The 25,968-nt window shown below is 39.2% G+C and carries 21 protein-coding genes; all 21 read right to left on the bottom strand.

Annotated elements, in window-relative coordinates; genetic code table 11:
• Window positions 1–81: 81 nt before the first annotated feature.
• Window positions 82–1,629: an ABC transporter substrate-binding protein gene (locus tag AKG39_RS15645; protein ID WP_050741347.1), complete on the bottom strand. Its 1,548-nt coding sequence runs from the start codon at window positions 1,627–1,629 to the stop codon at window positions 82–84.
• 334 nt (window positions 1,630–1,963) lie between these two features.
• Window positions 1,964–3,271, bottom strand: coding sequence for a class I SAM-dependent methyltransferase (locus AKG39_RS15650; RefSeq protein ID WP_050741348.1), 1,308 nt, complete (start codon window positions 3,269–3,271; stop codon window positions 1,964–1,966).
• An 18-nt stretch (window positions 3,272–3,289) separates the two neighbouring features.
• On the bottom strand, window positions 3,290–4,057 hold the full coding sequence (locus AKG39_RS15655) for a DUF4198 domain-containing protein (protein WP_050741349.1): 768 nt from the start codon (window positions 4,055–4,057) through the stop codon (window positions 3,290–3,292).
• A 63-nt stretch (window positions 4,058–4,120) separates the two neighbouring features.
• Window positions 4,121–5,083, bottom strand: a complete 963-nt coding sequence (locus AKG39_RS15660; RefSeq protein ID WP_050741350.1) for an ABC transporter ATP-binding protein — start codon at window positions 5,081–5,083, stop codon at window positions 4,121–4,123.
• Window positions 5,067–6,014: an ABC transporter ATP-binding protein gene (locus AKG39_RS15665; protein ID WP_050741351.1), complete on the bottom strand. Its 948-nt coding sequence runs from the start codon at window positions 6,012–6,014 to the stop codon at window positions 5,067–5,069. Before AKG39_RS15665 ends, AKG39_RS15660 begins: the two co-directional genes overlap by 17 nt.
• Window positions 6,011–6,826 carry an ABC transporter permease gene (locus AKG39_RS15670; protein WP_050741352.1) on the bottom strand — a complete coding sequence of 272 codons (816 nt, stop codon included), beginning with the start codon at window positions 6,824–6,826 and terminating at the stop codon, window positions 6,011–6,013. Before AKG39_RS15670 ends, AKG39_RS15665 begins: the two co-directional genes overlap by 4 nt.
• Complete coding sequence (locus tag AKG39_RS15675) at window positions 6,819–7,775, bottom strand: ABC transporter permease (RefSeq protein ID WP_242852636.1); 957 nt, start codon at window positions 7,773–7,775, stop codon at window positions 6,819–6,821. Before AKG39_RS15675 ends, AKG39_RS15670 begins: the two co-directional genes overlap by 8 nt.
• 201 nt (window positions 7,776–7,976) lie before the next feature.
• Entirely contained in the window at window positions 7,977–9,536 is a 1,560-nt protein-coding gene (locus tag AKG39_RS15680; RefSeq protein ID WP_050741353.1) for an ABC transporter substrate-binding protein, read from the bottom strand.
• A gap of 479 nt (window positions 9,537–10,015) precedes the next feature.
• Window positions 10,016–10,519, bottom strand: coding sequence for a flavodoxin family protein (locus tag AKG39_RS15685; protein WP_050741354.1), 504 nt, complete (start codon window positions 10,517–10,519; stop codon window positions 10,016–10,018).
• A 61-nt stretch (window positions 10,520–10,580) separates the two neighbouring features.
• Entirely contained in the window at window positions 10,581–11,078 is a 498-nt protein-coding gene (locus AKG39_RS15690; RefSeq protein WP_050741355.1) for a hypothetical protein, read from the bottom strand.
• 13 nt (window positions 11,079–11,091) lie between these two features.
• The gene (locus AKG39_RS15695) at window positions 11,092–11,451 is read right to left on the bottom strand and encodes a class I SAM-dependent methyltransferase (RefSeq protein WP_050741356.1); all 360 of its coding nucleotides are present in this window, start codon (window positions 11,449–11,451) and stop codon (window positions 11,092–11,094) included.
• A gap of 316 nt (window positions 11,452–11,767) precedes the next feature.
• Window positions 11,768–13,534: an ABC transporter ATP-binding protein gene (locus AKG39_RS15700; protein ID WP_050741357.1), complete on the bottom strand. Its 1,767-nt coding sequence runs from the start codon at window positions 13,532–13,534 to the stop codon at window positions 11,768–11,770.
• A complete protein-coding gene (locus AKG39_RS15705) occupies window positions 13,534–15,249 on the bottom strand; it encodes an ABC transporter ATP-binding protein (protein WP_050741358.1) in 1,716 nt (571 codons plus the stop codon). Before AKG39_RS15705 ends, AKG39_RS15700 begins: the two co-directional genes overlap by 1 nt.
• Window positions 15,250–15,488: 239 nt before the next feature.
• A complete protein-coding gene (locus tag AKG39_RS15710; RefSeq protein WP_050741359.1) occupies window positions 15,489–15,878 on the bottom strand; it encodes a PaaI family thioesterase in 390 nt (129 codons plus the stop codon).
• 169 nt (window positions 15,879–16,047) lie between these two features.
• Window positions 16,048–18,522, bottom strand: coding sequence for a Lon protease family protein (locus AKG39_RS15715; RefSeq protein WP_050741360.1), 2,475 nt, complete (start codon window positions 18,520–18,522; stop codon window positions 16,048–16,050).
• Between the two features lie 302 nt (window positions 18,523–18,824).
• Window positions 18,825–19,658 (bottom strand): DUF1801 domain-containing protein, encoded by an 834-nt coding sequence (locus AKG39_RS20805; RefSeq protein WP_341408276.1) that lies wholly within the window; start codon window positions 19,656–19,658, stop codon window positions 18,825–18,827.
• A gap of 117 nt (window positions 19,659–19,775) precedes the next feature.
• A complete protein-coding gene (locus AKG39_RS15730) occupies window positions 19,776–20,195 on the bottom strand; it encodes a YjdF family protein (protein WP_050741361.1) in 420 nt (139 codons plus the stop codon).
• Window positions 20,196–20,497: 302 nt separating this feature from the next.
• Window positions 20,498–22,813 (bottom strand): methyl-accepting chemotaxis protein, encoded by a 2,316-nt coding sequence (locus AKG39_RS15735; RefSeq protein WP_050741362.1) that lies wholly within the window; start codon window positions 22,811–22,813, stop codon window positions 20,498–20,500.
• Between the two features lie 394 nt (window positions 22,814–23,207).
• On the bottom strand, window positions 23,208–24,068 hold the full coding sequence (locus AKG39_RS15740; RefSeq protein ID WP_050741363.1) for a damage-control phosphatase ARMT1 family protein: 861 nt from the start codon (window positions 24,066–24,068) through the stop codon (window positions 23,208–23,210).
• 13 nt (window positions 24,069–24,081) lie between these two features.
• Complete coding sequence (gene scfB / locus AKG39_RS15745) at window positions 24,082–25,452, bottom strand: thioether cross-link-forming SCIFF peptide maturase (RefSeq protein ID WP_050741364.1); 1,371 nt, start codon at window positions 25,450–25,452, stop codon at window positions 24,082–24,084.
• Window positions 25,453–25,478: 26 nt separating this feature from the next.
• The gene (gene def, locus AKG39_RS15750) at window positions 25,479–25,937 is read right to left on the bottom strand and encodes a peptide deformylase (RefSeq protein WP_050741365.1); all 459 of its coding nucleotides are present in this window, start codon (window positions 25,935–25,937) and stop codon (window positions 25,479–25,481) included.
• Between the last annotated feature and the right edge of the window lie 31 nt (window positions 25,938–25,968).

The following is a 25,968-nucleotide window of genomic DNA, read 5'->3' on the forward strand; positions in this document are numbered from 1 at the left end:
AACCTGTTCTATTTTCATTCTAAAAAATTTGTTTAAGTCGGCAAAATTTAAAAACTTCGCCGACTTAATTGTTTTTTTTTGTTATTTAATCACTACATCACTTAAATCAACTTCTGCTGTATTAGGACAGAATTTCAAGCCTTCAATATTGGATTGAGCAACAAATATACGTTGCGAGAAATAAAGAGGTACTCCAGCCACAAAATCATTTTGAATTTTCCATATTTTGTCAAACTCTTCTTCTCTAACTTTATCGTCTCCAGTTACGCTGACTGTTTCGGTTAAATTATTCATTTCTTCGTTAACGCCATAGCCGATACCATAATCGTCATATACACTGGAATTCCCACGCCAGTAAAGATATGAAACAACTGTCCCTGTCCATGGATGTGACGTGGACATATCAAAATCTCCAGCTTTTAAAGCAGTTTTTGTAGTTGTTGCATCTAAAACCTGCAGGTCAACTTCAATCCCGATTTTTTTGAGTGCATCCTGTAAGAAAACACCAACACTTCTGTTGACTTGGGTATCGCTGACGACCATTTTTAATGTCAGCTTCTGACCATCTTTTTCCACAATACCATCTCCATCAGTATCTTTATATCCCGACGTTTCAAGTGCTGCTTTTGCTTTGGTAAGGTCATATTTCAGGGCTTCTTCTTTTTGTGAAAATTTATAGGTTGGTAATACGTACCTTGATGTCGGTTCTGCCACACCATAAAGAACAGTGCTTGTAAGCATATCACGATCAATACCCAGTGCGATGGCAGTTCTTACATTCTGATCTGCGCAAACTCCCTTTGCCCAATTTAAACTGTAGGTGGTAATGGTTCCATAATCTTCGCAAATGCTTACCTGTAAATCTTTATTTGCCTGTAAATCCGGAACATCGGCAAACGGCATAGCGGTATAGTGTTCAGTCAAACCAATTACATCCACGTCTCCACTTTTAACCGCCATGACCCGGGAGTTTTCATCGGTAATGACCTTATAATCAATTTTTACGATCCCCGGCATTTTATCTGTTCTCCAATAGGTTTCATTTCTTACCAGGGTAGCACTCATATCTGCCTGATACTCTTGTAATACATAAGGACCCGTTCCCGTCCAATCAACAACGTTTCCTTTGGCATCCACACCACTAGGAAGGGTTACCCATATTTTCGACAATTCATCGATAAAATTCCCATAGCTTCCATTAAAGCTTACTTTTAAAGTATTATCATCAATTACTTCAATACTTTTAAGTTTTTTGATGTAACCGCAATCTCTGTAAACAGGCCAGTATTCGATATTAAATTTTGCTACTTCTGCATTGAACTTTTCTCCATTGGAAAAGGTTACTCCTTCTTTAAGTTTTAATGTATACTCGGTAAAATCCACATTCTTTTCCCATTCGGTTACAAGTCGCGGACCACTTGACATATCTTCCAACGAATCTGTCAAAGAATCAAAGATCAATGTTTTTGGCTCACTTCCCGATTTAAAATCTTTAGCTGCACCTACTACCAGGGTTTGCTCAACATCCGACGTCTCATCCTTTGCAGAGGCACCTGAACACCCTGTAAACCCTGTTACCAAAACTGCCACAATCATTAATAAGACTAATGCTCTTATTCCCTTTTTCATAAAGTTTTCTCCTCAATTTTTCTAATTAAATAACAAATAAAAATCCAAATATGCAACGAGTTGAAAATGTTATCATAACCGATTGCAAATAATCCTCCAACTATTCATTTTTTAGAAATTCCTCCTTTCACCAGGTCTTTTCTCCAACTCAATTTTAAATATAAAAAACCGCAAAAGCTGAGTCCTGTTACAACAGGACAGTCAACCTTCACGGTTTAAAATAGTTTTATATGATTTTATATATATAGTTGTATATATGTTAATATAACAACAAATTCACATTAATATGTCAATTTATTTTTAGATCCTTTTCCTATTGGTTCATTAAGTTCTTTTATTTTTCTCCCATAAAAACATACCAGCAATTATTCTCATTTGCCTCTGCGCCGTGCATTGGGGGCAGGCTCATTAATGGAATGCCTTTAACGTTTGAAAACCCTGCGGATTGAATCAGGTCAATAAAATCCGAAACCGGTGCGCCTTTCAGAGGCAATGAATCCTCTATGTCCTGTTCATAATGGCTGCTGTGAACCGGTCCTTCTTTGATATGGACAAAGCAAAATAATTTCCCATCGGGAATCAATAATCTTCGCCATTCTGATACCGCTTTTAAGGGATCTGTTAAAGTCCACATCAGAGATTTATTTGTAATAATATCAAAGCTTGCATCAGCATATGGTATATCTTCAACACAACTTTTGATAAAATTCATTTCCAGGCCTCTTGTTTCAGCATCTTTTTTTGCAAAATCCAACATTCCAACTGATAAATCCAATCCGGTTGTCTGATAACCAATCGATGCTTCAATCAATGATACAAATCCTGTTCCTGTTCCAACATCCAACACTTTTTTTGTTAAATCATCTCCTAGAAGCGCTTTTATCTCTGCAGTCCATTGTTCCATATTTTCATTTTTTCCATGATTCTCATTGTATCTGCCAGCGTTTGTGTTCCAACGATTTTCGATTCTTTCCAGAAATGCTCCCATCGTTACACCTTTTACGCCCTTGATGATATACCACGACTTATCATCACTCATATTACGGATCTTTTCAAGTTTAATGGCTTCAACATTGGAAAAGCCAGCTTCAATAAGGGTTTTGATGAGCTTATTCTCATCAGCACCTTTTAGTGGCAGCTGATCTTCTATATCCTGACTATAATGATTGCTTGAATTCCCCATCGATCCGATGGTTACGATGCTGAGAAGTTTGCCACCCGGTTTTAAAACCCTAAACCACTCCTTACAGGCTTTTCTAGGATTCAATAGGGTCCACATCACATGTCTATTGATTATCACATCCATACTTGAGTCTTCGCATGGGATGCTTTCGACATTGCTTTTTATAAAATCAATAACAAACTCTTTTTCTTTTGCATGGCTTCTGGCAACATCCAACATCCCGCTTGAGATATCAACAGCGTGACATTTATAACCCAATTCCGCTGCCATTAGTGTAATAAAGCCGGTACCTGCACCGACATCCATCAGTTCAATATTTTTGTCTGATCCAATGTTCTCCGCTAATGCTTGCATCCAATATTTCTTATCTTCTGGGGTTGTATTGACTTGATGTCTGTCATCATACTTTTGGGCGTTAACATCCCAGCGTTCTTCAACCGCTTCTATCATACTATTCATCTTTTTCTCCTCTTCAATCTAGTTTTTTACTTTTCTTTTTCTTACATTAAAGTAATACGTATTGGTATATTTCGTATCAGAGTAGAGCCCAGCTTCACCAACGGGAACAAGGTTTCTAGCTATGAGTAGATATTGCCCTGCTTCTTTCGCATTTACAGAAAGTTTTCCTCTTGCATCCGTCTTCAATTTGCTTTGTACTACCGCTTTGTCCGATTCATCTTTAAAGGCCAAATCAATTTCGGTATCTGCTAAAAAGCCATCTGCGGTCAGAAGTTGAAACCCAATTTCTTCTCCAGGCTGCCATTTGGTATACTCATCAGCTTCAACCCGCAATGGTAACTTTAACATTTCAGGTATGAGATCTAGTGTGATATTATGACCTACCATCATCGTCATATGAGAATATTGTGTGAAGGATGTCGCACTTTGTGCGTCAGGATAATCTTTTAATGTGCCTCTCTGATGCTTTCCTTGTTGATCAATGACATATAATCCTACGTACTTACCAATAAAATGGTATAAACCTTTCTGAACTGGTGTGTAGCGGGTAACGTAACAATCTGCATCATATCCCTCTATACAAAGCTCCTCGGTATTGCCATCCGGTAACACCACACAAGCAGTCAAGCCTTCTTTTCTTGCCAGCCCATGAGCTTCCATGTTATGTCCCCATCTAATAAAGACCTCAACGGCATCACCCTCATGCACATGGTTTGTTCCAGGCACTAGCCAACCCTCGTGACCATAAACCATATGGTCTGTGGTATCAAAAAATTCAATTTTCATAGTTTTTTCCTTTCGATGTATAATTATTTTATTGTGCCTCATCGGCAACGATATTATGGGTATTTACATATTATGACAGGCAACAAATCGGTTCTTATTTCCAACTTTTTTCAATATTGGCCTTTCTTCTTTACAGATCTGTGAGCAGCAATCACATCTTGGATGAAAGGTACATCCTGATGCTCTATTTTTAGGATCAGGTGGTTCTCCAAACACTTTGGCCTTTCCCAATTTTCGTTTATCGCCGTCGATTGTTAAGACTGAACCAATGAGCATTTTCGTATATGGATGCATCGGATTTTCGAAAACATCTTTAGTATCCCCGGTTTCAACAAAGCTCCCCAGATACATAACATTGACTTTTTCTGTCATCATGCTCACGATTTTTAAATTGTGGGATACATAAACAAGGCCAAGCCCACTATTTAATTTCATGCGATTTAATAACTGTAGAATTTGTGCCTGTACAGAGCTATCTAAGGATGCTGCCGGCTCGTCGGCCACAATAAAATCCGGATTCAAAGACAATGCCCGAGCTAAACCAAGCCGCTGTCTTTGTCCTCCGGAGATTTCATGAGGGTATCGACCGTAAAGTTCTTTCCCCAAATTAACATAGGAGAGCAATTCATCAATTCTTTGATTCGCATCACCTTTTGAAATTTTATTGATGACAAAAGGCTCTTCCAATAACTTTTTCACCGTTAACTTAGGGTTCAGAGTACTATCAGCATCCTGAAAAATGGGTTGTAATTTTGATCTCAGCTTTTTTATTTCGTTGAAAGGAAGCCTGGATATTATTTTCCCATCATAATTCACACTGCCTTTTGTGGGCAACGTTAATCCCACCAGCATTTTCCCCAGCATGGACTTTCCACAACCGCTTTCACCGACAATCCCGACACTTTCGCCTCGGTTGATTGTTAAAGAAACATTATCGACTGCAATAATTTCTTTTTTCTTGAATACTGTGGACTCCTTGTCCTTAAAAACTTTTGATAATTGGTTTGCTTCAATTAGGCACGACATTTAAACATCTCACTATTCTTTCACCCATCACAATGTTTTTGGGTTTATTTATTTTGCAAGCTTCAGTTGATCTTTTACACCGTGGTTCAAAGGGGCACCCCGGTACCCATTCCATTAAATTAGGGACCGTTCCGGGTATCGTATAAATACAGGGATCTCTTACCACATTTAATAATTCCACGGCATAGGGATGAAGCGGGCGCTGAAAAAATTCGTCGCGATCTGCAATCTCCATCATATTTCCGGCATACATGACCCCAATTCGATCTGCCATATCATGCACAACTCCCATATCATGGGTGATCATTAGAATTGTCATGTTATATTTTTCTTTAAGTTCTTGGAGTAATTCCAATATCTGGTATTGTACCGTAACATCAAGGGATGTTGTCGGCTCATCGGCAATTAATAACTGGGGATTGCACGCAAGGGCAATGGCAATCATTACCCGCTGCTGCATACCCCCGCTGAGTTCATGGGGATATGAATTATATCGATTAGCAGGTAATTTTACTTCTTCCAATTTTTTTAAAGCTTGTTGTTTAGCTTCTTTCCTTGAGCAGTTAAAATTTGCCCGATAGGTTTCCGCAATCTGATCACCAATTCTCATCACCGGATTAATGCAGCTCATGGGCTGTTCAAAAATAGTAGCAATCTTTCGTCCTCTTATTTCAGAAAATTCTTTTTCTTCCAATTCCGAAATATTGAATCCTTCAAACTTTATTGAACCCTTAATAATGGCATTTTCCGGTAACAATCGGGTCAGTGACAGCGCCACCACACTTTTACCGCAGCCACTCTCTCCGACAATGCAGAATGTCTCACCTTTGTTCAGTGAGAAATTTATGTCATCAGAGACATTCACATCACCAATGCTGGTAGTAAATTTTATATTTAATTGTTCTACTTCTAACAGCTTTTCTTTTTTCATAGTACCAACTCACTTTTTATTCTCGGATCCCAGTAATCCCTTAGACTGTCATCTAAAATATTGAAACTGAACACAACATAACTGATTAATAATCCTGGAAAAATAAACAGATGCGGTGCCGTGGTCATGAAATTTTTTGATTCATTGATCATAGCACCCAATTCAGGTGTCGGTGGTTGGACACCTAGTCCAATAAAACTAAGCCCTACAATCGCCATCATTGTATGGGCGATTCTTTGAAATGCAAAGGTCGAAAGCGGTTGAAACACACTGGGTAAAACGTGTCTTATAATGGTATAACCTCGGTTTGCACCCAAAGCAATTGATGCATCAATAAAGGGCAGCTCTTTTGCTGTTAGAACGCAACCTCTCACCATTCGAGCATAGGATGCCCATGATGTAATAATTAATGCAATTGTAATATTAATGGCTGACGCTCCCAATATACCCGCAATGGCTATTGTGAAAATTTTTGTGGGAAAAGCCATAAAGACGTCGATAATACGCATTAAAAATTCATCCACAGCCCCGCCTATAAAAGCTGCAATACTGCCAAAAACAAACCCAATGATCATGGATACGATCACTACAATCAATGATATTTTAACCGAAGTGCCTGTTGCATAGATCAGTCTGCTGAACAAGTCTCTCCCTAACTGATCAGTACCCATAATATGAGACGCGCTTACTCCCTGTAATTTAACACTCATATTTACCTGGTAAGGATCATAAGGAGCAATCAATGGACCAATAAACACAATGACTGCCAAAATAGAAATCATGATTGCCCCTACTTTTAAATTTTTACCCATTATTTTTGCCGCCTTCATTTTGATAATCAATTCTTGGGTCAAGCTGTTTACAAATAATATCGATGATTAGATTTGCAAAAATAAAAAAAACAGCACTTAATAAAACAAAGCCTTGAATTACCGGAATATCCTGACTGCCTGCGGCTTTTGCAAAGAAATTACCAAGACCCGGCCATGCAAACATTGATTCGACTGCCACTGCGCCACCGATAAAATGGGTCAGATGGATCCCCATTACCGTAACAATGGGAATCATGGCATTTCTCAGGGCATGTTTCATCATAATCTGGTTTTCACTTAGGCCTTTTGAACGTGCTGTTCTGATATAATTCAGATGCAGCACCTCCAATACGCTGGTGCGGACAATTCGAATCAGTGAAAAAGAGCTGGACAAACCCAACGCCAACATTGGCAGGATTATGTTTTTAGGCGTGGCATATCCAAAAGACGGCAATAGATTCAGCCCAATTGAAAAAATATAGACTAACAGCATTCCCAACCAAAAATCCGGAATCGATATTCCCACCAGTGAATAGGTCCTGCTGATACGATCAAATATTGAATTTGCTTTAAATGCCGAATAAACACCAATGGGAAGCGCAATGATCAATGCCAGTAACTGACTGGAAAAATATAATTTTGCACTTGCTTTGAAACTGTAAATAAAATCTTCCAGCACATCTGATCCATCCGTCAATGATTTTCCTAAATCACCTTGCATTGCATTTTTCAGCCAGGTTGTATATTGTACTAAAATCGATTGATCAAATCCGTATTCCTCATTAAATTCAACGATCTGTTCCTGGGTCGGCTCTCCTGCATAACGGGCTTGCAGAATGATCTGAGCCGGAGAACTTGGCGAAAGGTAAACGAGCATATAGGCCAGAAATGATGTTAGTATCAAAACCGGAATTAAATATAGCAGTCTTCTGAAAATGTATTTAATCAACTTTTCTCCTCATGTAATAAAAATGTCAGCAAGCTTAAATCTCATTTAATGATTTATCCACATATTACAGGGTCATAAACCTGAGTTTCTGATAATGCAAGTGTAATGTTTCTGATAAATTTCGTTCTAAGCTTAGTTTACTGACACTTTTATTGAAACCTCAAATATGAATTTTTTATATTTGAGGTTTCAAAATTTTAATTATTTTTTATAAGTAACATTATCAAACACCGGTTCTGTGCCAACAAATTCAATTCCTTTCACACCTTCGTTGGCTACCACAAAGACTGCATCATAGTAGAGCGGTACACAGGCAGCTTCAGCGTCGATTGCGGCGTAAAATTCTTTAAACCCTTTTTTTCGCTCATTTTCATCAAATGGATCGACGGCACTTTGAACTGCTGTTACAATACTCTCTGAGGTATAACAACCGGAAGCACCAAATTCAGGAGTAGATTTGTCGAATCGGCCTTCGTTTCTTGAATAAATTCGTCGTTCCGGGCCCCCAATGTAGTAAGAGTAAACATCCCAATCCGCACCTTTTTTTGCTTCGGCGAACTTTGTTGCATCCATCACATCCAATTGAAGATTGATGCCGGATTCTTTAAGCATGGACTGTAAAAGCTCAGCCATCTTCACTTCATCAATATTTTCGCTATTAACGAGCATTTTAGGTGAAAAACCTTCTAAACCACATTCAGCTAATAAACTTTTTGCTTTTTCCGGGTCATACTTGTAGCTTTGTTTACCCAAGGCTGTTGTAAATGGGGAACAATCTGAAAAATAGGCATCATTTGCTGGACTAATCCAGCCATCAAACAACCCCGCAATTTCATCTTTGTTAATGGCGTAATTCATGGCCTGTCTCAGTTTAATATTTTTCCAGGCCTCATTATTGGTGTAGTTAAATGCCAATACCGTTGTCATTGGCATTTCCTGTTTCAGAATCTGAAATCCTTCCTCTTTCAGGGTACTTAATAAATTTCTTGGTGTGTAAGCTGATCCTCCATGATAGTAGTCAACAATGGCATCCACATCCCCGGCTTGAATCGCCAATACTCTCGCTTCGTCGTCTTTTATCATATTGACCGTAACTTTTTCAAGTTTTACGGCTTCCCCAATATAATTCTCATTGGGTACAAAGGTTGTATATTGATCTTTAACATACTCTTCAACCTTCCATGGGCCGGATCCAATAAATTCCACCATTGGTGTTGTGGGATCCCCAGGGGTTTGAAACGAATTCGATCCGACAATGGTATTTCCATATTCGGCAAAACCAGCAAGTGCTACATATCCATCCATACCGTCTTTATAGTAAAAATTAATGGTATTGTCATCGGGTATTTCTATTTTGTCAATTCTGTCTAGTTCAGTCCACTGAAAGCTCTTGAGCGCAATATTCCGATCAAACTTTAATTTAACTTCCTTTGCTGTTAAATCAGTGCCATCAGAAAACTTCAGGCCTTTTTTGATTTTAAACGAGATGCAGTTTTCAGCATCTTTCACTTCCCAGCTTTCTGCAATACTGGGTACCACCTCGCCATCCACAACTTCTACCAGCCGCTCACCGGCAAAAATTGTTAAAAGCATATCACCATTTCCCTTTTCTGATACAGCACCGGTATCCTTACCATAAGCAATCTTTAGTTCTGTTTGCGCTGTTTTGGTACTCGCTCCAACGTTGCTACAGCCAACAAAACCCACCATCATCAGTGCTGTCATACTAAAACACAGTATTTTTTTTAATTTTAAATTCATTGTTACTCCTCAATTTCTTTTCAAATTTTCACAAAATCGTATTCAAAAGATATATAAATTTACTCCCCGGTTACCAACTTCTTTTTTAATCATTCACCCTCCAAAATTATTTTCAATTAAAAAAACCGCAAAAACTGATACCTGCTGCTGCAGGATTATCAACCTTCACGGTTAAATTAGTGGATTTAATTATATAATTCGCTTTGCAATCGATATCTGTTCACGAATATTCAATATAATACTATATCTTTGTTAACTTGTCAATACCTGTATATACTTGCCTTTAAATTAATGAACCATCAACACTATGTTTTACTGAACATATTATTGAAATGCCTCATAGGCAGCTGTCATTAGATCATAGAATTTTATCCCAATGATAGCTTCATAAAAAACGCAGAATTCGGTTTATTTAAGTATCACCGTTCCTGCGTCTTTTTATTCAACTCAAATATTTACTATTGAATGATCCTAATCTCCTATTTTTCGAACAAACGGATGCTCTGCTCACCGATCCGTTTTCCAAACAGATTAAAAAAATCTTTCCGTTCTTCTACACCATTATTCACTCCGATCCCAATCGGACCAAGGTGGATATAAGGTCGACCGCAACCTGCTCCGGAAGAGTAGGTCAGCATGCCTCTGACCAGCATATGGGTGATCATGGACTGTAATGCAATGTCACCACCACCATGCATTGCATTGGCTGTGGCAAATACAGCTCCCAGTTTTCCGCCCAGTTGGCAGTCCCAATCAGTGTCGAACCATTTTTTAAATTGCCAGCACATATTTGCAACATAGGTGGGTGTTCCCATAATGACCGTATCACTTTCATTGATAAAGGTATTATCCATGGTTGACGGTTCATTTAAGTTCATCAGTCTGATTTCAAAATTACCTGCTTCCATAAGACCTTCTTTAATATATGCAGCGGCTTTTTCCGTATTACCGGTTTTACTGAAATACAAAATTGTTATTTTCATCATTTTCTTCTTTCTTTTGTTAATTTTATTCCTCCCATGAATAATTTTAGATGACCGCTGCTCAAAGCTTCACTAAAATTTTTCCCCGTCGGGATATGGCATTTGTTTTAAACATCCCATTTTCCGATCGAGCAGTGACAAATGCCTCCACCTTTTCATGCAAACCAGTGGTGTCTTTCCCATAGAAATTCAATCGTGACATAAACTCTTCCACTGCATTTTCAATTTCCGATTCGTCTGTTCTGGCATCCTGTTGTACTTTAAAATCAAGATTATATCCTTGGGTATAAAGCCAGTTCAGATTATAAATAATATCACTTCTCCAGGCCGGAGGTTCTTCGCCATAAATTTCTTTCCAGAGTTCACCAAAGGCTTCACTATCTCTTCTTCCTGCCCAACCACTAAAATACACGTATTTTTTCGCACAAGACATGGCTTTTTTGAAAAGCTTGGCATTGTGAACCCCGGGGCACATGGAGATAAAGACCAGATCAAATGCCTCGTTCCAGCCCATTTTTTCAATATCAACTTCTTCCCAGGGTACCTGGACAACCGTCACGCCGATTTTTCCTTCATTCTGGATTACTTTCCTTGATAAAAGATGACATGGCTGTTGTGGGTTCCAGAGCTGTTACTTCAGCATTTTTTTCTGCAAAAGCAAAAGAAAAAACCCCCGGTCCTGCTCCAATATCCAGAATCTTTAATCTTTCAAGGCAAACTCCCTGGTATTCAAGCCAGGAAATCACTTCATCGGTTCTCTTTTTTCCCCGGTCCCCTTTTACATTGGATTTAAACTTGTCCGCCCGTTTTTCCCATAATTCAACACTATGAGCCGGTCCATCACTTCCCGAACGATCTCTGTAGGTTTTCGATTTATCCCAAACACTCTCCCAATATGCCGTATCTCTTAGCTTTAATATTTCTTCTCTCATTTTTATCACCTTGCTATTTATCGGAATTTTTAACTTTTTCAATATTAATCAAAATATTTTTGCTGATTGTTATCGATGCGAACTCAGCATCAATTTTTCAAAAAAAAACGCGAAGACTGATACCTGCTACTGCAGGATTATCAACCTTCACGGTTAAATTAGTGGATTCAATTATACAATTCGCTTTGCAATCGATATCTATTTACGAATCTTCAACATGATACTATATCTTTATGAACTTGTCAATGCCTGTAATTATTCGTTAAAATTCCGATTCCTGATTTTATTCATCGCTATTTCAGTAGCTATGGCTATCTCAATCAAACTGGGCCTGATACAGTTGCCAGTACATTCCCGCTTTTTCCATCAGTACCTCATGGGTTCCTCTTTCCACCACGTCGCCCCGATCCACCACCAGAATAAGGTCCGCATTCTGGATGGTGGAAAGCCGGTGGGCAATGACGAAGCAGGTTTTATTTTTCATGAGATGACGCATGGCTTCCTGGATCTTTTTTTCGGTTCGTGTGTCCACGTTGGAAGTAGCTTCATCCAGGATGAGCATTTTCGCATCCATGAGCATGGCCCGGGCAATGGTTAACAGCTGTTCCTGCCCCTTGGAAATAGGGGTTCCTGCATCACTTAAAATGGTTTCATAACCATTCGGCAGATGTTCAATAAAAGAATGGATGCGGGCTGCTTTTGCCGCCTTCACTACTTCTTCCATGGTGGCATTTTCTTTTCCATAGGTCAGGTTTTCATAAATACTGCCATGAAAAATCCAGGTATCCTGTAAAACCATGGCAAATGCTTTTCTGAGACTGTCCCGGGTTAGTTCGTGAACTTCATTTCCATCCACATAAATATTCCCGGATTCCACATCATAAAAACGCATCAGGAGATTGATAATGGTGGTTTTTCCGGCCCCGGTGGGGCCGACAATGGCAACGAGTTTTCCCGCTTCCACCTGGAGACTTAAATCACGGATAATCACCTGATTGGCATCATAACTGAACCGAACATTTTCCAGGATGATATTGCCCTTCACAGTCTTTAGTTCAGCCATTTCTTCAGTGTCCTCTGCCTCCGGCAATTCGTCCAACAAGGCAAATACCCGCTCAGCGGCAGCCAATGCCGACTGAAGATCATTCATGATATTGGCCATTTCATTAATCGGCCCGGAGAACTTTCTTGAATACAGCACAAAGGAGGAAATCTGTCCAATGGTCATTTCTCCTGCCAGATAAAGAAGCGAACCAAACACACTGATACATGCCAAAGAGACGTTGTTGATAAGATTTATGGTCGGAAAGATCATGCTTCCATAGTATTCCGCGTTGTAATACGCCTCCACTGCTTCCTTGTTCTTGACATTAAATTTGTTGATGGTATTTTCTTCCTGGTCATAGATTCTCAATGTCTTTTGACCGGATACCATTTCTTCCACAAACCCGTTGAGTTCGCCCATTTTCCGGGAACGGCGGCCAAAAAGCGGCCGCGTCTTTTTAACCAGATATTTGGACATAACTATGGAAATTGGCACCGTAAAGACGAAAATTAAGACCAATTTAGGTGATATCGCCAACATCATCAAAAAAGATCCCAGTACGGTGATCACCGCCGAAGATACCTGTATCAGATCATTGGAAAGAGAGCTGTTAATAGTATCGATATCGTAGGTAATCCGACTGATCACATCCCCTGTCTGATGAACATCAAAATATCCGATGGGCAGATCCAGCAGCTTATTAAAGACATCCTTACGCATCGCATAGGTAACCTTTCGGCTTACCGTTATCATCAATACTTCCAAAATATAAGTCAATCCGGCCGAGGTGATATAAAAGATAACCATCCAAAAGGCGTAATAAAAAACCTGATTAAAATTAACCTTGCCAAAGCCCAGCTCAATGGCATCAATCGCATAACCGGAAAGCAAGGGGCCCACCAGTGCAAGGAGATTACTTCCGATGGTTAACACAATAGCCAGAAGGAGCCGCCACTTGTAACGCATTAGATAGCCGCCTAATTGGATAAGAGTACCTTTTCTGTTTTTCGGCTTTTCGAATTTTTGTGATCGTCTCATTAAAGGACACCCCCCATTTGGGAGTGATTGATTTCTCGGTAGACCTCGCAGGTCTTTATTAAATGTTTGTGCTTGCCATAGCCAATGGCCATTCCATTTTCAAGCACCAGAATATGATCTGCATGCCTGATGGAGCTCACCCGCTGGGCCACAATGATAATGGTGGTATCTTCAAAGTTTTCTTTAATCGCTTTGCGAAATGCAGCATCCGTTTTATAGTCCAGGGCACTTGAGGAATCATCCAAAACCAGTATCTCCGGACGGGAGGCCAGCGCCCTGGCAATGAGAATTCGCTGTTTCTGACCGCCGCTGAGGTTGGCACCTTTGATGGTAAGCTGTTCTTCGGATTTATCTGATTTTTCATCCACAAATTCTTTGGCGCCGGCACTAATAATAGCCTCTTTGATTGCCTCGTCAGACAGGTTTCTGCCCAGATTAATATTTTCATTAATGGTGGCTTCAAAAATGATGTCATTTTGAAAAGCGACCCCGAACTTTTTATGCAGTTCCCGTGGATTGATGGATTTTATATTTCTTCCATCAATGGAAATAGTCCCTGCATCTGCATCGTAAAGACGCAGCAGCAGGTTTAACAGGGTGGATTTTCCTGAGCCGGTTTCACCAATGATTCCCAGGGTTTCCCCTTTTTTTAAACCGAAAGAAATATTTGAAAGATTCGGTTCTTCTTTATTGTATGAAAAAGTGACATCCTCAAACTCCAGATAAAACGGCTTCTTTGTTTTTTCTTCCATCACCTGAACTTCCAGTGAATCGTCAACATCCAATACCCTGACGATGCGGTCAGCCGAAGCTGTGGCTTTCGTCCAAACCTCGAATATTCTGGAAATGGCCAAAACAGCCTGAAGAATAATGGTAAAGTAAGTCATAAAGGCCAGAATTTTCCCTACTTCCGAGGTGCCGTTGTTGACACCATAGGCGCCAACTACAACCACACAGACCAGCCCCAGATTCAGGCATACATTCATAGCCGGTTGAATAACCGCCACGGTCATCCGGGCCTTTTTTTCCCGATTGACCACCTCTGCATTGATGGCATCAAAGCGTTCTTTCTCATAATCGGTTTTAGACAAGGCCTTAATAACCCGAATGCCATTGATATCTTCCCTTACCAATCTGACAAAACCATCAATGGCTTGTTGAAATCCTCCAAAAAGAGGAATGCTTTTTTTGGAAACCAGGATGATGATCACAACCATAATGGGCATGATCCCGATCAGCACCATGGCCAAAACCGGATCCAGAGTCATCGTTACAATAATTCCGCCAATCAGCATAATCGGCGCCCGAACCCCCAGCCGCTGGATACGAATAATCATCTGGTGGACATTATAGGTATCCGTTGTTAACCGTGAAATCACCGATGGTTTTGTAATCGCATCCATCTGATGATTGGACAAAACCATAACTTTGGAAAAAAGATCGTGTCTGATAACCTCGGTGGCATCGCTGGCCACTCTGGCAGCCATGCGGTTGGCTACAATGTTGAAAACCATCCCGATAATAGCACAGATCACCATCATACCGCCCCAGTAGTAAATTTGATTTTTATCGTTAAGTGGGATGACACTATCAATAATATAGGCCAGAATATAGGGAATAAAAAGATCCATGATCGAACCGGTGAATTTAAAAAACACCCCAAAAGCCATTCGACGATAAAAAGGCCTTAAGTATTCTGTCATGATTCGCTTCATGAATGCTTCCCCCCTTCATTTTTTATGGAATAATTGCAGACTTAAATTTTAAATTTTTTTGATACTTCGACGCAAAATTAATTCACACATCTTTCATTTTAACCGTTTTATTTTTTTTATCCACTTATTTTTTATTTAATTTTACTTTTAGCTTGTTTGACTCAAAAAAACAAACCGCGCACCTTCCTAAAGGAATAGTTCACGATTTGTCTGCGCTGAAGTAAGAACAAGCTTGTATTTTAATTTTTAATAAAGCCAGTAGCATTGAATTTGGCAACCAGCAGGTCATTGTCTTCATCATAAATATCCACGGTATAATTGCAGAGACTTCTGCTCGAAGAGGTTTCTGTGGCTTTTGCCAGAAGATATTTCCCCTTGGCGGGTTTGGAATAGGTGATATTTGCATTAATGCCGACGGTTACCCTGCCACCGGCGTTTGCTGCCGCTGCAAATGCAAAATCAGCCAGGGTAAAAATAGCACCTCCCTGGACGATTCCAATGCCATTGAGATGCTTTTCCTTAATTTCCATTCTTACTTCTGCGTAACCCAACTCCACTTTCACCAGTTCCAGTCCGATAAGTCTGGCAAACTGATCATTTTCGATAATCTCAATCATTTCTTTTTCCATTAAATCTCCCTTTTTTATTCTGGTCTAATTCATCTTTTTATAATTAATTTGAGTCATTATACCATAAAAAAAAGCCAAAGATAACAGGTGATTTCCACTAAAAAATCTTCGCAGCTGAATTATGAAAAAACAAACATTGGATTTTTAACTACCGATTACCGCACTTTATTTAAATGAGGTTTCCATGTCCCTCTTGTAATGCTCTATGATATCCTTTTAATTTTTTATTTACATAGTAAAAAACACTGCCCTGAGAATAATTTCCATCGTCGCCTATTTCTCCTGCAGGCAGTCCGCTTAATAATTCAATTCCTTCCTCAATATTATTAATGGCATAGATACGAAACAGCTCATTTTTAACCGCATCCAGAACTTCATCTTTTAGCATTAGATTATCAATATTCCGTGAGGGGATGATTACCCCCTGTTCACCGGTCAAGCCTTTTGCATTACAGATATCGAAGAATCCCTCAATTTTTTCGTTAACGCCGCCGATGGGCTGAATTTCACCCCGTTGATCAACAGATCCTGTCACGGCAATGCTCTGTTTCATTTCTATGCCTGCCAGACTTGATATGATTGCATAAAGTTCGGCACTGGATGCGCTATCGCCCTCCACACCTTCATAATTCTGTTCAAATGTAACCTGAGCGGTAAATCCCAATGGTTTTTTCTGAGCAAGTTTTCCGCCAAGATAGCCTGCAAGCGTAAATACACCCTTTGAGTGAATATTGCCGCTCATTTCCGTTTCCCTCTCAATATTAATGACACCCTTACCACCAATATGGGTGATCGCTGTAATCCGTGCCGGCAGCCCAAATGAATACCCGGCCATTTGCATAATGAAAAGACCATTTATCTGACCCACAGCAGCGCCATCTGTATCGATAATAATTTTCTTGTGTAATATCTCTTCCTGGATTTTTTCTTCTAGTTTGTTAAACCGATATTTACGCTCTGTTATGGCTTTTTTAACATGGGACATATCCACATATTCCGAGTCTTCAGCTTTCGCCCAGATTATGGCTTCATAGACGATCTCTTTTACATCATCAAAGCGTGTGGAAAGTTTATTCTGATCACCTGCTACTCGGGAACCATATTCAATTATTCCAGCCAGTCCTGACTGACTAAAATGCTTTAGCCCTTCCTTATGACAAATTGAACTGATAAATGACACGTACTTATGCAGGTTTCCCGGATTTCTGGGCATTTCATAATCAAAATCCACTTTAACTTTAAAGAGCTCCTTAAAATCTTCATCACTTGATAAGATCAAATAATATATGGGGCTACCAATCAGTATTACCTTAATATTTAATGGAATTGGTTCCGGCTTTAATGTCACTGTTGGCACTGTTCGGTATTGTTCGCCAATATTTTCCACAACTGCCTGTCGGTACTTAAGCATCTTCTTCAGGGTGTTCCATACAAATGGATCAGTCAAGACATCCTTTGCCTGTAAAATCAGATATCCCCCATTAGCAAAGTGAATGGCGCCAGGCTTCACCATAGTAAAGTCAGTATTCATTACTAAGATCTGGCTTTTATATTCAATCTTTCCAAAAAGATTATAATAATATGGGTTGGCCTCAACCACCACCGGTGCACCCATTTGTTTTTCATTATTAACAAACAAGTTTATCCTGTATCGGTTAAATGGATTCTCTTCTTCCTGGCCCGCAATATAATTCAATTCATCTGTTTTTACAATACCTTTAACTGAGGATTCGTTCTCTTTTTGTTTTTGGAAAGACGTTGTCCGTCCTGAAAGTGGCTCTGGTTTATTAAAAATGCTATTGCGTTCAGCAACATCATTGAGTACCATATCAAGATATTCTATGATTTTGGGTATGTCTCGATACTTTTCTTTCAATTGCTGAATTAAAGGCGTCGCCGCAAAAAAAGCAGTATCTCTAGCTAATTCATAAATCTTGGCAGTCATTATTTTTTCGGATATTTGCCCTTCGACAAGTATTTTATCCAGGTTTTTTACCAGACTATATCGTTTTTCATTCAACTTACGACGTTCCTCATCAGTCAGATTACTGTAGTCTTCTGGTTGAAATGGCTTACCTTCATGAAGGGGGATGAATACAAATTTCATTTCAACCGGCTGCACGCTGAATCCTTCGGCCAACGCCTTTTGCCCAATGATCTGAACCAGTTCTTCCATTTTCATTTGATAGGCAGTGAAGATCCGGTCCTTCTTCAACTCATAGTCAGTGCTTTCAAAAGCTTTTCGAATGGTAGTTCTGAGTTCAGCGATTAATTTTTCCATGTCTTTCTGAAATTCAAGACCCCGTCCCGAGGGCAAGGATACAGCCAATGGTTTATCCCTGGTGCTGAAATTTTGAAGGTAACACCAGTCATTAGGGACCTTACGACCGGCTGCTACCCGTGAAACGACTTCTCCGGTATACTCATTTTTACCTGTTCCAGCGGGTCCTACAACAAAAATATTATACCCATCCACATCCATTTTAAGACCAAACTCCATTGATGTTACTGCTCTTTCCTGATCGACAATCGTACCAATCAGTGGCACATCAAAAGATGTCTTGCAGAAACTCAGTTCATCTTCATAGTTGCAAATCTTTTTCAGTTTTTCCAACGGAACACGGTAATAATCCTCATAATTCATATCCGGTACACCTTTCTTGATTTATTTAATTACGACTTACTCGATCCCATCCATTGGCGCTTTACTCATAATAAACAGAGTTTCTTGTAAGTTAACATTTTTTTCTTGAGTGAATATCTCCTACAATTAACAGCCACCAAGCACGCATTTCCATTGTTTTTACTATATTCATATCCAACTTAATTAATTTTACACATGTATGCCAATATAAAAACACACCAAAGGTCTAAATACTGCTATTTAGACCTTTGGTGTGTTTTGTTTGTTATATTCAATTTAAGCGTCTTTTGTAAACTCTTATTCTACTCTTTGTTTTTTTTGTAGCTTGCTTTTCTTTCGTTTTCCACAATACGAGCACGGACCATTTCTGCAATTAGATCTAAGGGAAGCGGTTCATCCATTGGAAACTGGATGGATCCTTTCGCATGTTTGTAGGCGGTAAGCTGTTTGTGAAATTTCTCAATGCCAGCCGGGGTCGGATAAAAACCGATATGATTTTTATACGCAGCAAAATGAACTAGATTGCCATGGAAATAAAAAGTCGGCATTTGATAGCTTATTTTTTCCTGAGCTTGCGGTGCCGCAGATTGGATGGTCTCTCGGAGTTGGGTAAGTTTCTCCTGAATCTCGTTTGGGAACTGATTAATATATTCATCTATTGATTCGAATTTGATTGCTTTTTTATCCATACTTTCCTCGCCTTCCCAACGATACTGTTTGTTTTGTCGCAGCTTCTCAAGGTCACAATGCAGACAAAGCCCATTATGACAGCAGATTATATGGCCACAGACCGGACAAGTCCACTTCACCTTTTCCGCTTCCAAAAACTTTTCCAGCCCTTTGTCTTTAATCGATTCGAGGTTTTCCTGCATACTCATATGATATTTGGTTCGGTAGCGTTTATCCAGGGCTTTCAGTCGGCTACAGGGAAAATCTTCGCATTGAAAACAAAAACGGATCTGACCTTTACCAATTAAACCGCAGCTTTTTTTCAACGCACAATGTTTCCCCTGGGGCAGACAGCCGGGGCAATAGGTCTTTTTAAATCCCTTCTTATTAATCTCTTCCTTCATTGCCTGATAGCTAATACAAAGACTGCAATTCATTCCACATGGTGCAATGAGTTCTTCTTCCATCTCTTATCATCACCTCCAGTTTTTGGTTAAGATTCGGAAATTTTCCGGCTGAAATCCCCTGCCTGTTTAATTTTTTGTTTGTTAGATATTTTTTATCTATTTATTATTTATTATTGATTATCGGCCCCGATGTTTTCGTTTTTTCTTCTCTTGTCGCAATTCAAATAGTTGCAGTTTTTCTTCTTCAGTTTTCTGCCGATTAAAATCTTTCCTGGTTATTTTTTTCTGCTCCTGCTCTTCCTTAAGTGCCTGTTGAGCTTTCGTTCCAATGCTTTTCTTTTCCAATTGACGATGAATATCCCGCTGTATCCGTTTGGGATTAATCCGCTTTTCCTGGATTTTTTCATCATCAACAGGATGACTGAATTGCAACCTGTTGTAATTTTCAAGTATGAAATTATAGAGTTCCCCATCTTTGGGCTCGGAACCAAAGGTCACCTTTGCAACTTTCAGCTTTCCTCTGTCTCTACATTCAAAAACACCAACCCAAAAAGGATCTTCAAAAAATACTGTCAATTCACCTGTTACTTTGTCCATATTCAATTCCTCCTAGAAATATTTACAAAGAACGGACAACCTTAGGAGGCAGGTTACTGACAGTATTGCACTGCGTCTGGACTACCAACCAGAACTGTGTTTTTTTCTTCACTTAACATTATAGCATGTTCGTTTTATTTTTCAACTCCCTTTTATCTATGGTCTTATTTGGATGTTATTGCCAGTGAACTATAAAAAAACCGTGCCTCATCCGCATGGGATGAGGCACGGTTTTTCTTCGATCAATTTCAACTCCTAATTTTGAATTGAATTTTAATATTAGTTTATACCATTGTCTTTCATCATCTTGATCGCAGGGCAAACTGATCAATCATATCTTTTAATAATACCGACTGACCGGACAGTTCTTCACTGGCGGCAGCGCTTTGTTCCGCAGTTGCCGAGTTCTGCTGAACAACCTGGGCAACCTGTTCAACCCCCAGGTTGATTTGGGCAATGCCGGTCGCTTGTTCGTTTGAGGCATTGGCAATATTGCCGATCAAACTGGCAACTTCCCCAATCCCATCGACCATCTCATTCAGGGCACCGGCGGTTTCATTCGCAATCTTTGTCCCTTCCTGAACTTTGATGATGGAGCCTTCAATTAGCCCGGTTGTCTCTTTGGCGGCATCGGCGCTGCGGGCTGCCAGGTTTCTGACTTCCTCAGCCACCACTGCAAAGCCTTTACCATGCTGGCCGGCCCGGGCGGCTTCCACCGCGGCATTAAGAGCCAGTATGTTGGTCTGAAAAGCGATATCATCGATGACTTTAATGATTTTTGAAATATCTACAGAGGACTTGTTGATGGCCGCCATCGACTGCTGCATTTCGGTCATCTGTTGATTGCCTCTTTCGGCATTGCCCATCACGTCTGTTGCCAATTCTCTGGCTTTATTGGCATCAACGGCATTGCCCTTTGTCTGTTCGGCAATTTCGGTAATCGACGCCGTCAGCTCCTGGATCGAGCTGGCTTGTTCCGTCGAGCCCTGAGCCAGGGCCTGGCTACTGTAGGAGATCTGATTGGCGCCAACGTTGACCTGTTCTGCGGCGTTGTTGATGTCCCCCAAGAGGTCATTTAATGTCAAAATGATTGTATTGAGGGCATTGGAAATATCATTGAAATCGCCGCCGAAGGCGCTGACATTTTCAATGTTGAGATTCCCATTACCAATTTCTCCTGTAATCATCGATATTTCGGCAATAATCTTCTTGAATCGGCTCCCCATGGTATTGACAGCTTGTTTTAATGCTTCAAAGCTGCCCTGATAATAACCGTTAACGGTTACGTCGAGATTTCCGTTGGAAATTGACTCCATAACGGACGAAACCTCTTCAAGTGGTTTTGCCATGACTCCCAGAATACCGTTCATGCCACTGATCAGTTCCTGCCATGATCCGGCAAACTTGGTATCATCTGCCCGCACATCCAGATCGCCCTGCATGCCAGCGGTGGTAAGAATAATAGCATCCTCAATCAGATTGTCAATGGAATTTTTCACTTCCCGGAGATTTTTTTCGATGGCCGTGAACTGACTATTTACTTCAGCAGTATATTCATCAGGCTCCTGAATATCCATATTGAAATCTAAATTTCCTACTGCCAGGCGGCCCAGATTATCTGCAAGTCTTTTTATTTCTATTTCTGAATATTTACTAACACTCATGGTTGCTGTAGTATTAAACGAAGTCTCCACATACCCAATGGTTTCGCCTTTTTTATCGAGAATTGGAGTGGTGTCCATCCGGTAGTGTCCGCCCCGATATTCAAAGGGATATTCGATTCTGCCGGTTTTTCTGTATGCTTTTACACCACAGTCCTCATTTTTACACATATCCAGATTTGAATTACAGCAATCCAATCCGTAGATATCTTCCCGACCTCCCTCTCTTCCCGTTGCAGCCCTTAGGTCTTGGAGGGTTTTGTTAATGAAGGTCCACTTTAATTTGGTGTCCACGACAGTAATTCGATAAGGCATGGCATCAAGAATTGCCTGAAAGAAATCTCTCTTGTCTGCTACCCTTTCAATGGCCTGACTGACGTTTTTAACCGCTTTTTTGAAATCACCATTCAGGTCTTTTGCCGGATTTGCATTCATGTGATTTTCTTTTTCCACCAGCTCCGGCATCGACACCAGATAATCAGTGACTTTTCCCATGGACCGCTGAATTTCTAATAAGCTATTCCCCATAATGTCTTTTTTTGATACCGGATTAATTTCAATCGACAAATCCCCATCAGACAGCTTTTTTGCTGCATTTGATTGACTTTGGATATTTTCAGCTATATTCATTAAGGCAACGCTTAATTCGCCCATTTGATCCCGGGACTGCTCAGACTTGAACTCTCCCTCAATGTCCCCAATTGCAAGGCGATTGGCAATCTCGGCAAGACTGGTAATTTTGTTTGAAGTTTTTTTCATACCGAAAATAATTACACCAATGATTACAGCTAAACCGAGTCCGTAAATCAAAAACAGATTGTTCTGAATACTTGAAAACTGGTCAATGTTCTGATTTATAACATACATCGACGCACCCGCTATGACAATAAAAATTACCGCAACGGGTAAAACAATCGACATAAAAATCTTTGACAATAAACTCTTTTCACTCTTCAATTTCTTCTCCTTTATATGTTGAATATAAAACAAACTTTAACTAATTATTCTCAAAATTCCTCATTTCTTTACTCAGTAATCTCTCAACGTCACAAATTTTACTATACATTTTTAGTAAAATTACCGCCCTTATCTATTATATCGACATTCTTTAATAATAATTTACATATATTTAACATTATTTGATAAACTATGTTGAGTCAATTTAAACTGTAGCATACACATTCTATTGTTCGTACATTTGGCGGCTAAAAATGATGCATTAAAAATAGCCAATCTTAAATGTTTTTAAGATTGGCTATAATAAAACATTTCACCATTTAGAATAACTTGCTGCACAAACATCGCTTATTTTGGTTTAACATCCCAATAAGTTTTGTTTTTTTCAAAACAATTATTTATATTTACCGATGCTTTTCTTAAATACATAATCATTGACTTCTACATCAAGTGTCTTTGCAATATGATGACATTTTGCTTTTAATAGAAAATAAATCTCCCGTTGCTGATCTGATAATGCTTCAAAATTCCCCTGTCCTTTGCTGATCACAATATCTGCTTGATTAAAAATATCGATAAATACCTGAGAGCATAAGTCTAAAACAGCACCTGGCGTATCACATCCCATTGAAATTATCTGAGCATAGTCATTTATGCCTGTTTTAAGAGCATCCTCCATAACAGCATCATTAATAATCGCAGCTCCCCTTACGGCATAAATCACGTGATAATTCCGAGCTAAGTATTCTGCTAACAGCTTGTCAAAAACAACTTCTCCGGCATTGTCACCGATCATTAAAATTAATTTTGCATTTTGAAGATCTTTCTTAAATAAATCCAGCTCACAGATTGCAAAGGGTTTTTCCACTTCCTCCTTTAAACAAGATTCAATCTCCAGATTATTATAGACACCAGAATCCATTATATTTCCGGTAGCTGATACTTTTAATACACCAAGTAAAAGATCAAGATCCTGAGATGCAAAATGTCGGATCGTCGGTTCAAGTTTAAGTGACTCTGAAATATCATGGTTTTTAATTTCGCCATAAGGATCATCGATACCCGAGTGAACTTTGACAATTCGATGCATGGCCCCACACATTTCCGGTACACAGCTGTAGTCACGATATTTTGATAGTGTCGCAATTGCTTCATCCATAATCTTTTGATGAATAGCTTCATTTTCAGTAGCCATACCAGCAGCTTCATTTACCTGACGTAACATACATGGCAAACAATCTAAAAATATTTTCATATCCAAGCTCCCTCTATAACTCTTTAATTGATCGCTCTGACTGCCATACATTTATCATTAATGCACATTCAACCCTTTTCTTTTGAAGCATACAACTTACTTCATTCGGTTCCCGGATATTTCCGCTTGTAAAAAATGCATTTGCATGACAGCCCCCTGAACAATATAATTTTGCCCAACAATCGCGACATTTTTCTTTTTTAAATATTGTGTTTTCTTTCAATGTATCACATAAATTTACATTTGAAATTCCTGAATATACATCCCCGATAATAAATTCATCATGGCCAACAAACTGATGACAAGGGTATAATTTTCCTTCCGGAGATACGGCATTATATTCATAGCCGGCTCCGCATGCTGTAACGCGTTTAAATAAACAAGGACCCTCTTCCAAATCAATGTTAAAATGATAAAACCGCAATTGGTCATCTGATTTAAGCCGTTCCATATATTTCACCGATAGATTTTCATATTCTTTCAATATCTCTGGTATATCCTGGTCTGTAAAATACAAATCACCGCCAGAGCCAACAACTGGTTCCACTGAAATTTCTTTAAACCCTAAATCGGCAAGATGCATCACATCATTGGAAAAATCTTTGTTTTTAGCGGTAAATGTTCCTCGAACAAAATAACTCTTTCCATTTCTTCCGGCAATAAGCTCCTGGGCCAATGGTACGATTCGTTCATAAGATCCTTTGCCGTTACAATCATGACGAACCACATCATGGATTTCTTTTCTGCCATCAATGCTGATCACGACATTATCCATATGTTCATTTATAAATTCGATGCGATGCTTGTTTAATAAAGTTCCATTCGTTGTAATTGTAAAATAAAACTGCTTGTTTTTTTCTTTTTCAATTTTTCTTCCGTACTTTACAACCGCTTCAACAACATCGAAATTCATTAATGGTTCTCCGCCAAAAAAATCAATTTCTATTATTTTTCTGCCACCAGAATTTGCAACTAAATAATCAACTGCCTGAATGGCAACTTCCAGTTTCATTAGTTCTCTGCCGCTGTTATAATCCCCTTCCGAGGCAAAACAGTATTCACATCTTAAATTACAATCATGTGATACATGTAAACACAATGCTTTCAGATTCGTATTTATATTTTCTGTTATTGAAGCATTTTCAATTTCTTCAATCGAACTAAACAAAAAACCCGTTGATTTCAATCTTTTTATTTCGTCAAATGCTTCTATAATTTCTTTTTGGTCGTATTTATTTTGCAACTGATCAACTACCAGGTCAATCACCGGCAACTCTTTTTCATCCTGCAATATTTCGTATGTTAAATCATCAAGTAAATGGACCGAACCGCTATTTCCGTCTACTGCTATATTATATCCGTTTAATGAATAGGTATGAACCACAATTTTCTCCCTTATTTCTGCATTTTTTAATTCGTAACCTTACTTACCATTTTATCAATAAATAATGTACCATCCAGATGATCTATTTCATGGCAAAAAACACGCGCCAAAAAATCAATCCCTTCCAGTTCAATTAGTTTCCCCCGCTCATTTTGTGCTCTTATACAAACTTTTTGAGGTCGTATTACATCACCAAATATGCCTGGAATACTTAGACAGCCCTCTTCTTCCACTTTTTCGCCAATTGTTTGAACAATAACAGGATTCACAAGTTTTAACAAACCAGTTCCAATATCAATCACAACAAGTCTCTTTAATATACCTACTTGAGGGGCAGCCAAACCTATACCCTTATTTAAATACATCGTTTCTGTCATATCTTCAAACATCCTTATGATTTTTTCATCAATTTCGTTCACTGTTCTCGATTTTTTTCTTAAAATATTTGTTATATCTTTATAATTTCTGATGTTTCTAACAGCCATATTTACTCCTTTAGCTCGAAATTTTTAAATT

Origin of the sequence: Acetobacterium bakii, assembly GCF_001263355.1 — a bacterium.
GTDB lineage: Bacteria > Bacillota > Clostridia > Eubacteriales > Eubacteriaceae > Acetobacterium > Acetobacterium bakii.

Coding starts and splice junctions, on each gene's coding strand:
- AKG39_RS15645 (WP_050741347.1), bottom strand. CDS start 1,629: ATGAAAAAGGGAATAAGAGCATTAGTCTTATTAATGATTGTGGCAGTT.
- AKG39_RS15650 (WP_050741348.1), bottom strand. CDS start 3,271: ATGAATAGTATGATAGAAGCGGTTGAAGAACGCTGGGATGTTAACGCC.
- AKG39_RS15655 (WP_050741349.1), bottom strand. CDS start 4,057: ATGAAAATTGAATTTTTTGATACCACAGACCATATGGTTTATGGTCAC.
- AKG39_RS15660 (WP_050741350.1), bottom strand. CDS start 5,083: ATGTCGTGCCTAATTGAAGCAAACCAATTATCAAAAGTTTTTAAGGAC.
- AKG39_RS15665 (WP_050741351.1), bottom strand. CDS start 6,014: ATGAAAAAAGAAAAGCTGTTAGAAGTAGAACAATTAAATATAAAATTT.
- AKG39_RS15670 (WP_050741352.1), bottom strand. CDS start 6,826: ATGGGTAAAAATTTAAAAGTAGGGGCAATCATGATTTCTATTTTGGCA.
- AKG39_RS15680 (WP_050741353.1), bottom strand. CDS start 9,536: ATGAATTTAAAATTAAAAAAAATACTGTGTTTTAGTATGACAGCACTG.
- AKG39_RS15685 (WP_050741354.1), bottom strand. CDS start 10,519: ATGAAAATAACAATTTTGTATTTCAGTAAAACCGGTAATACGGAAAAA.
- AKG39_RS15695 (WP_050741356.1), bottom strand. CDS start 11,451: ATGAGAGAAGAAATATTAAAGCTAAGAGATACGGCATATTGGGAGAGT.
- AKG39_RS15700 (WP_050741357.1), bottom strand. CDS start 13,534: ATGAGACGATCACAAAAATTCGAAAAGCCGAAAAACAGAAAAGGTACT.
- AKG39_RS15705 (WP_050741358.1), bottom strand. CDS start 15,249: ATGAAGCGAATCATGACAGAATACTTAAGGCCTTTTTATCGTCGAATG.
- AKG39_RS15710 (WP_050741359.1), bottom strand. CDS start 15,878: ATGGAAAAAGAAATGATTGAGATTATCGAAAATGATCAGTTTGCCAGA.
- AKG39_RS15715 (WP_050741360.1), bottom strand. CDS start 18,522: ATGAATTATGAGGATTATTACCGTGTTCCGTTGGAAAAACTGAAAAAG.
- AKG39_RS20805 (WP_341408276.1), bottom strand. CDS start 19,658: ATGGAAGAAGAACTCATTGCACCATGTGGAATGAATTGCAGTCTTTGT.
- AKG39_RS15730 (WP_050741361.1), bottom strand. CDS start 20,195: ATGGACAAAGTAACAGGTGAATTGACAGTATTTTTTGAAGATCCTTTT.
- AKG39_RS15740 (WP_050741363.1), bottom strand. CDS start 24,068: ATGAAAATATTTTTAGATTGTTTGCCATGTATGTTACGTCAGGTAAAT.
- def (WP_050741365.1), bottom strand. CDS start 25,937: ATGGCTGTTAGAAACATCAGAAATTATAAAGATATAACAAATATTTTA.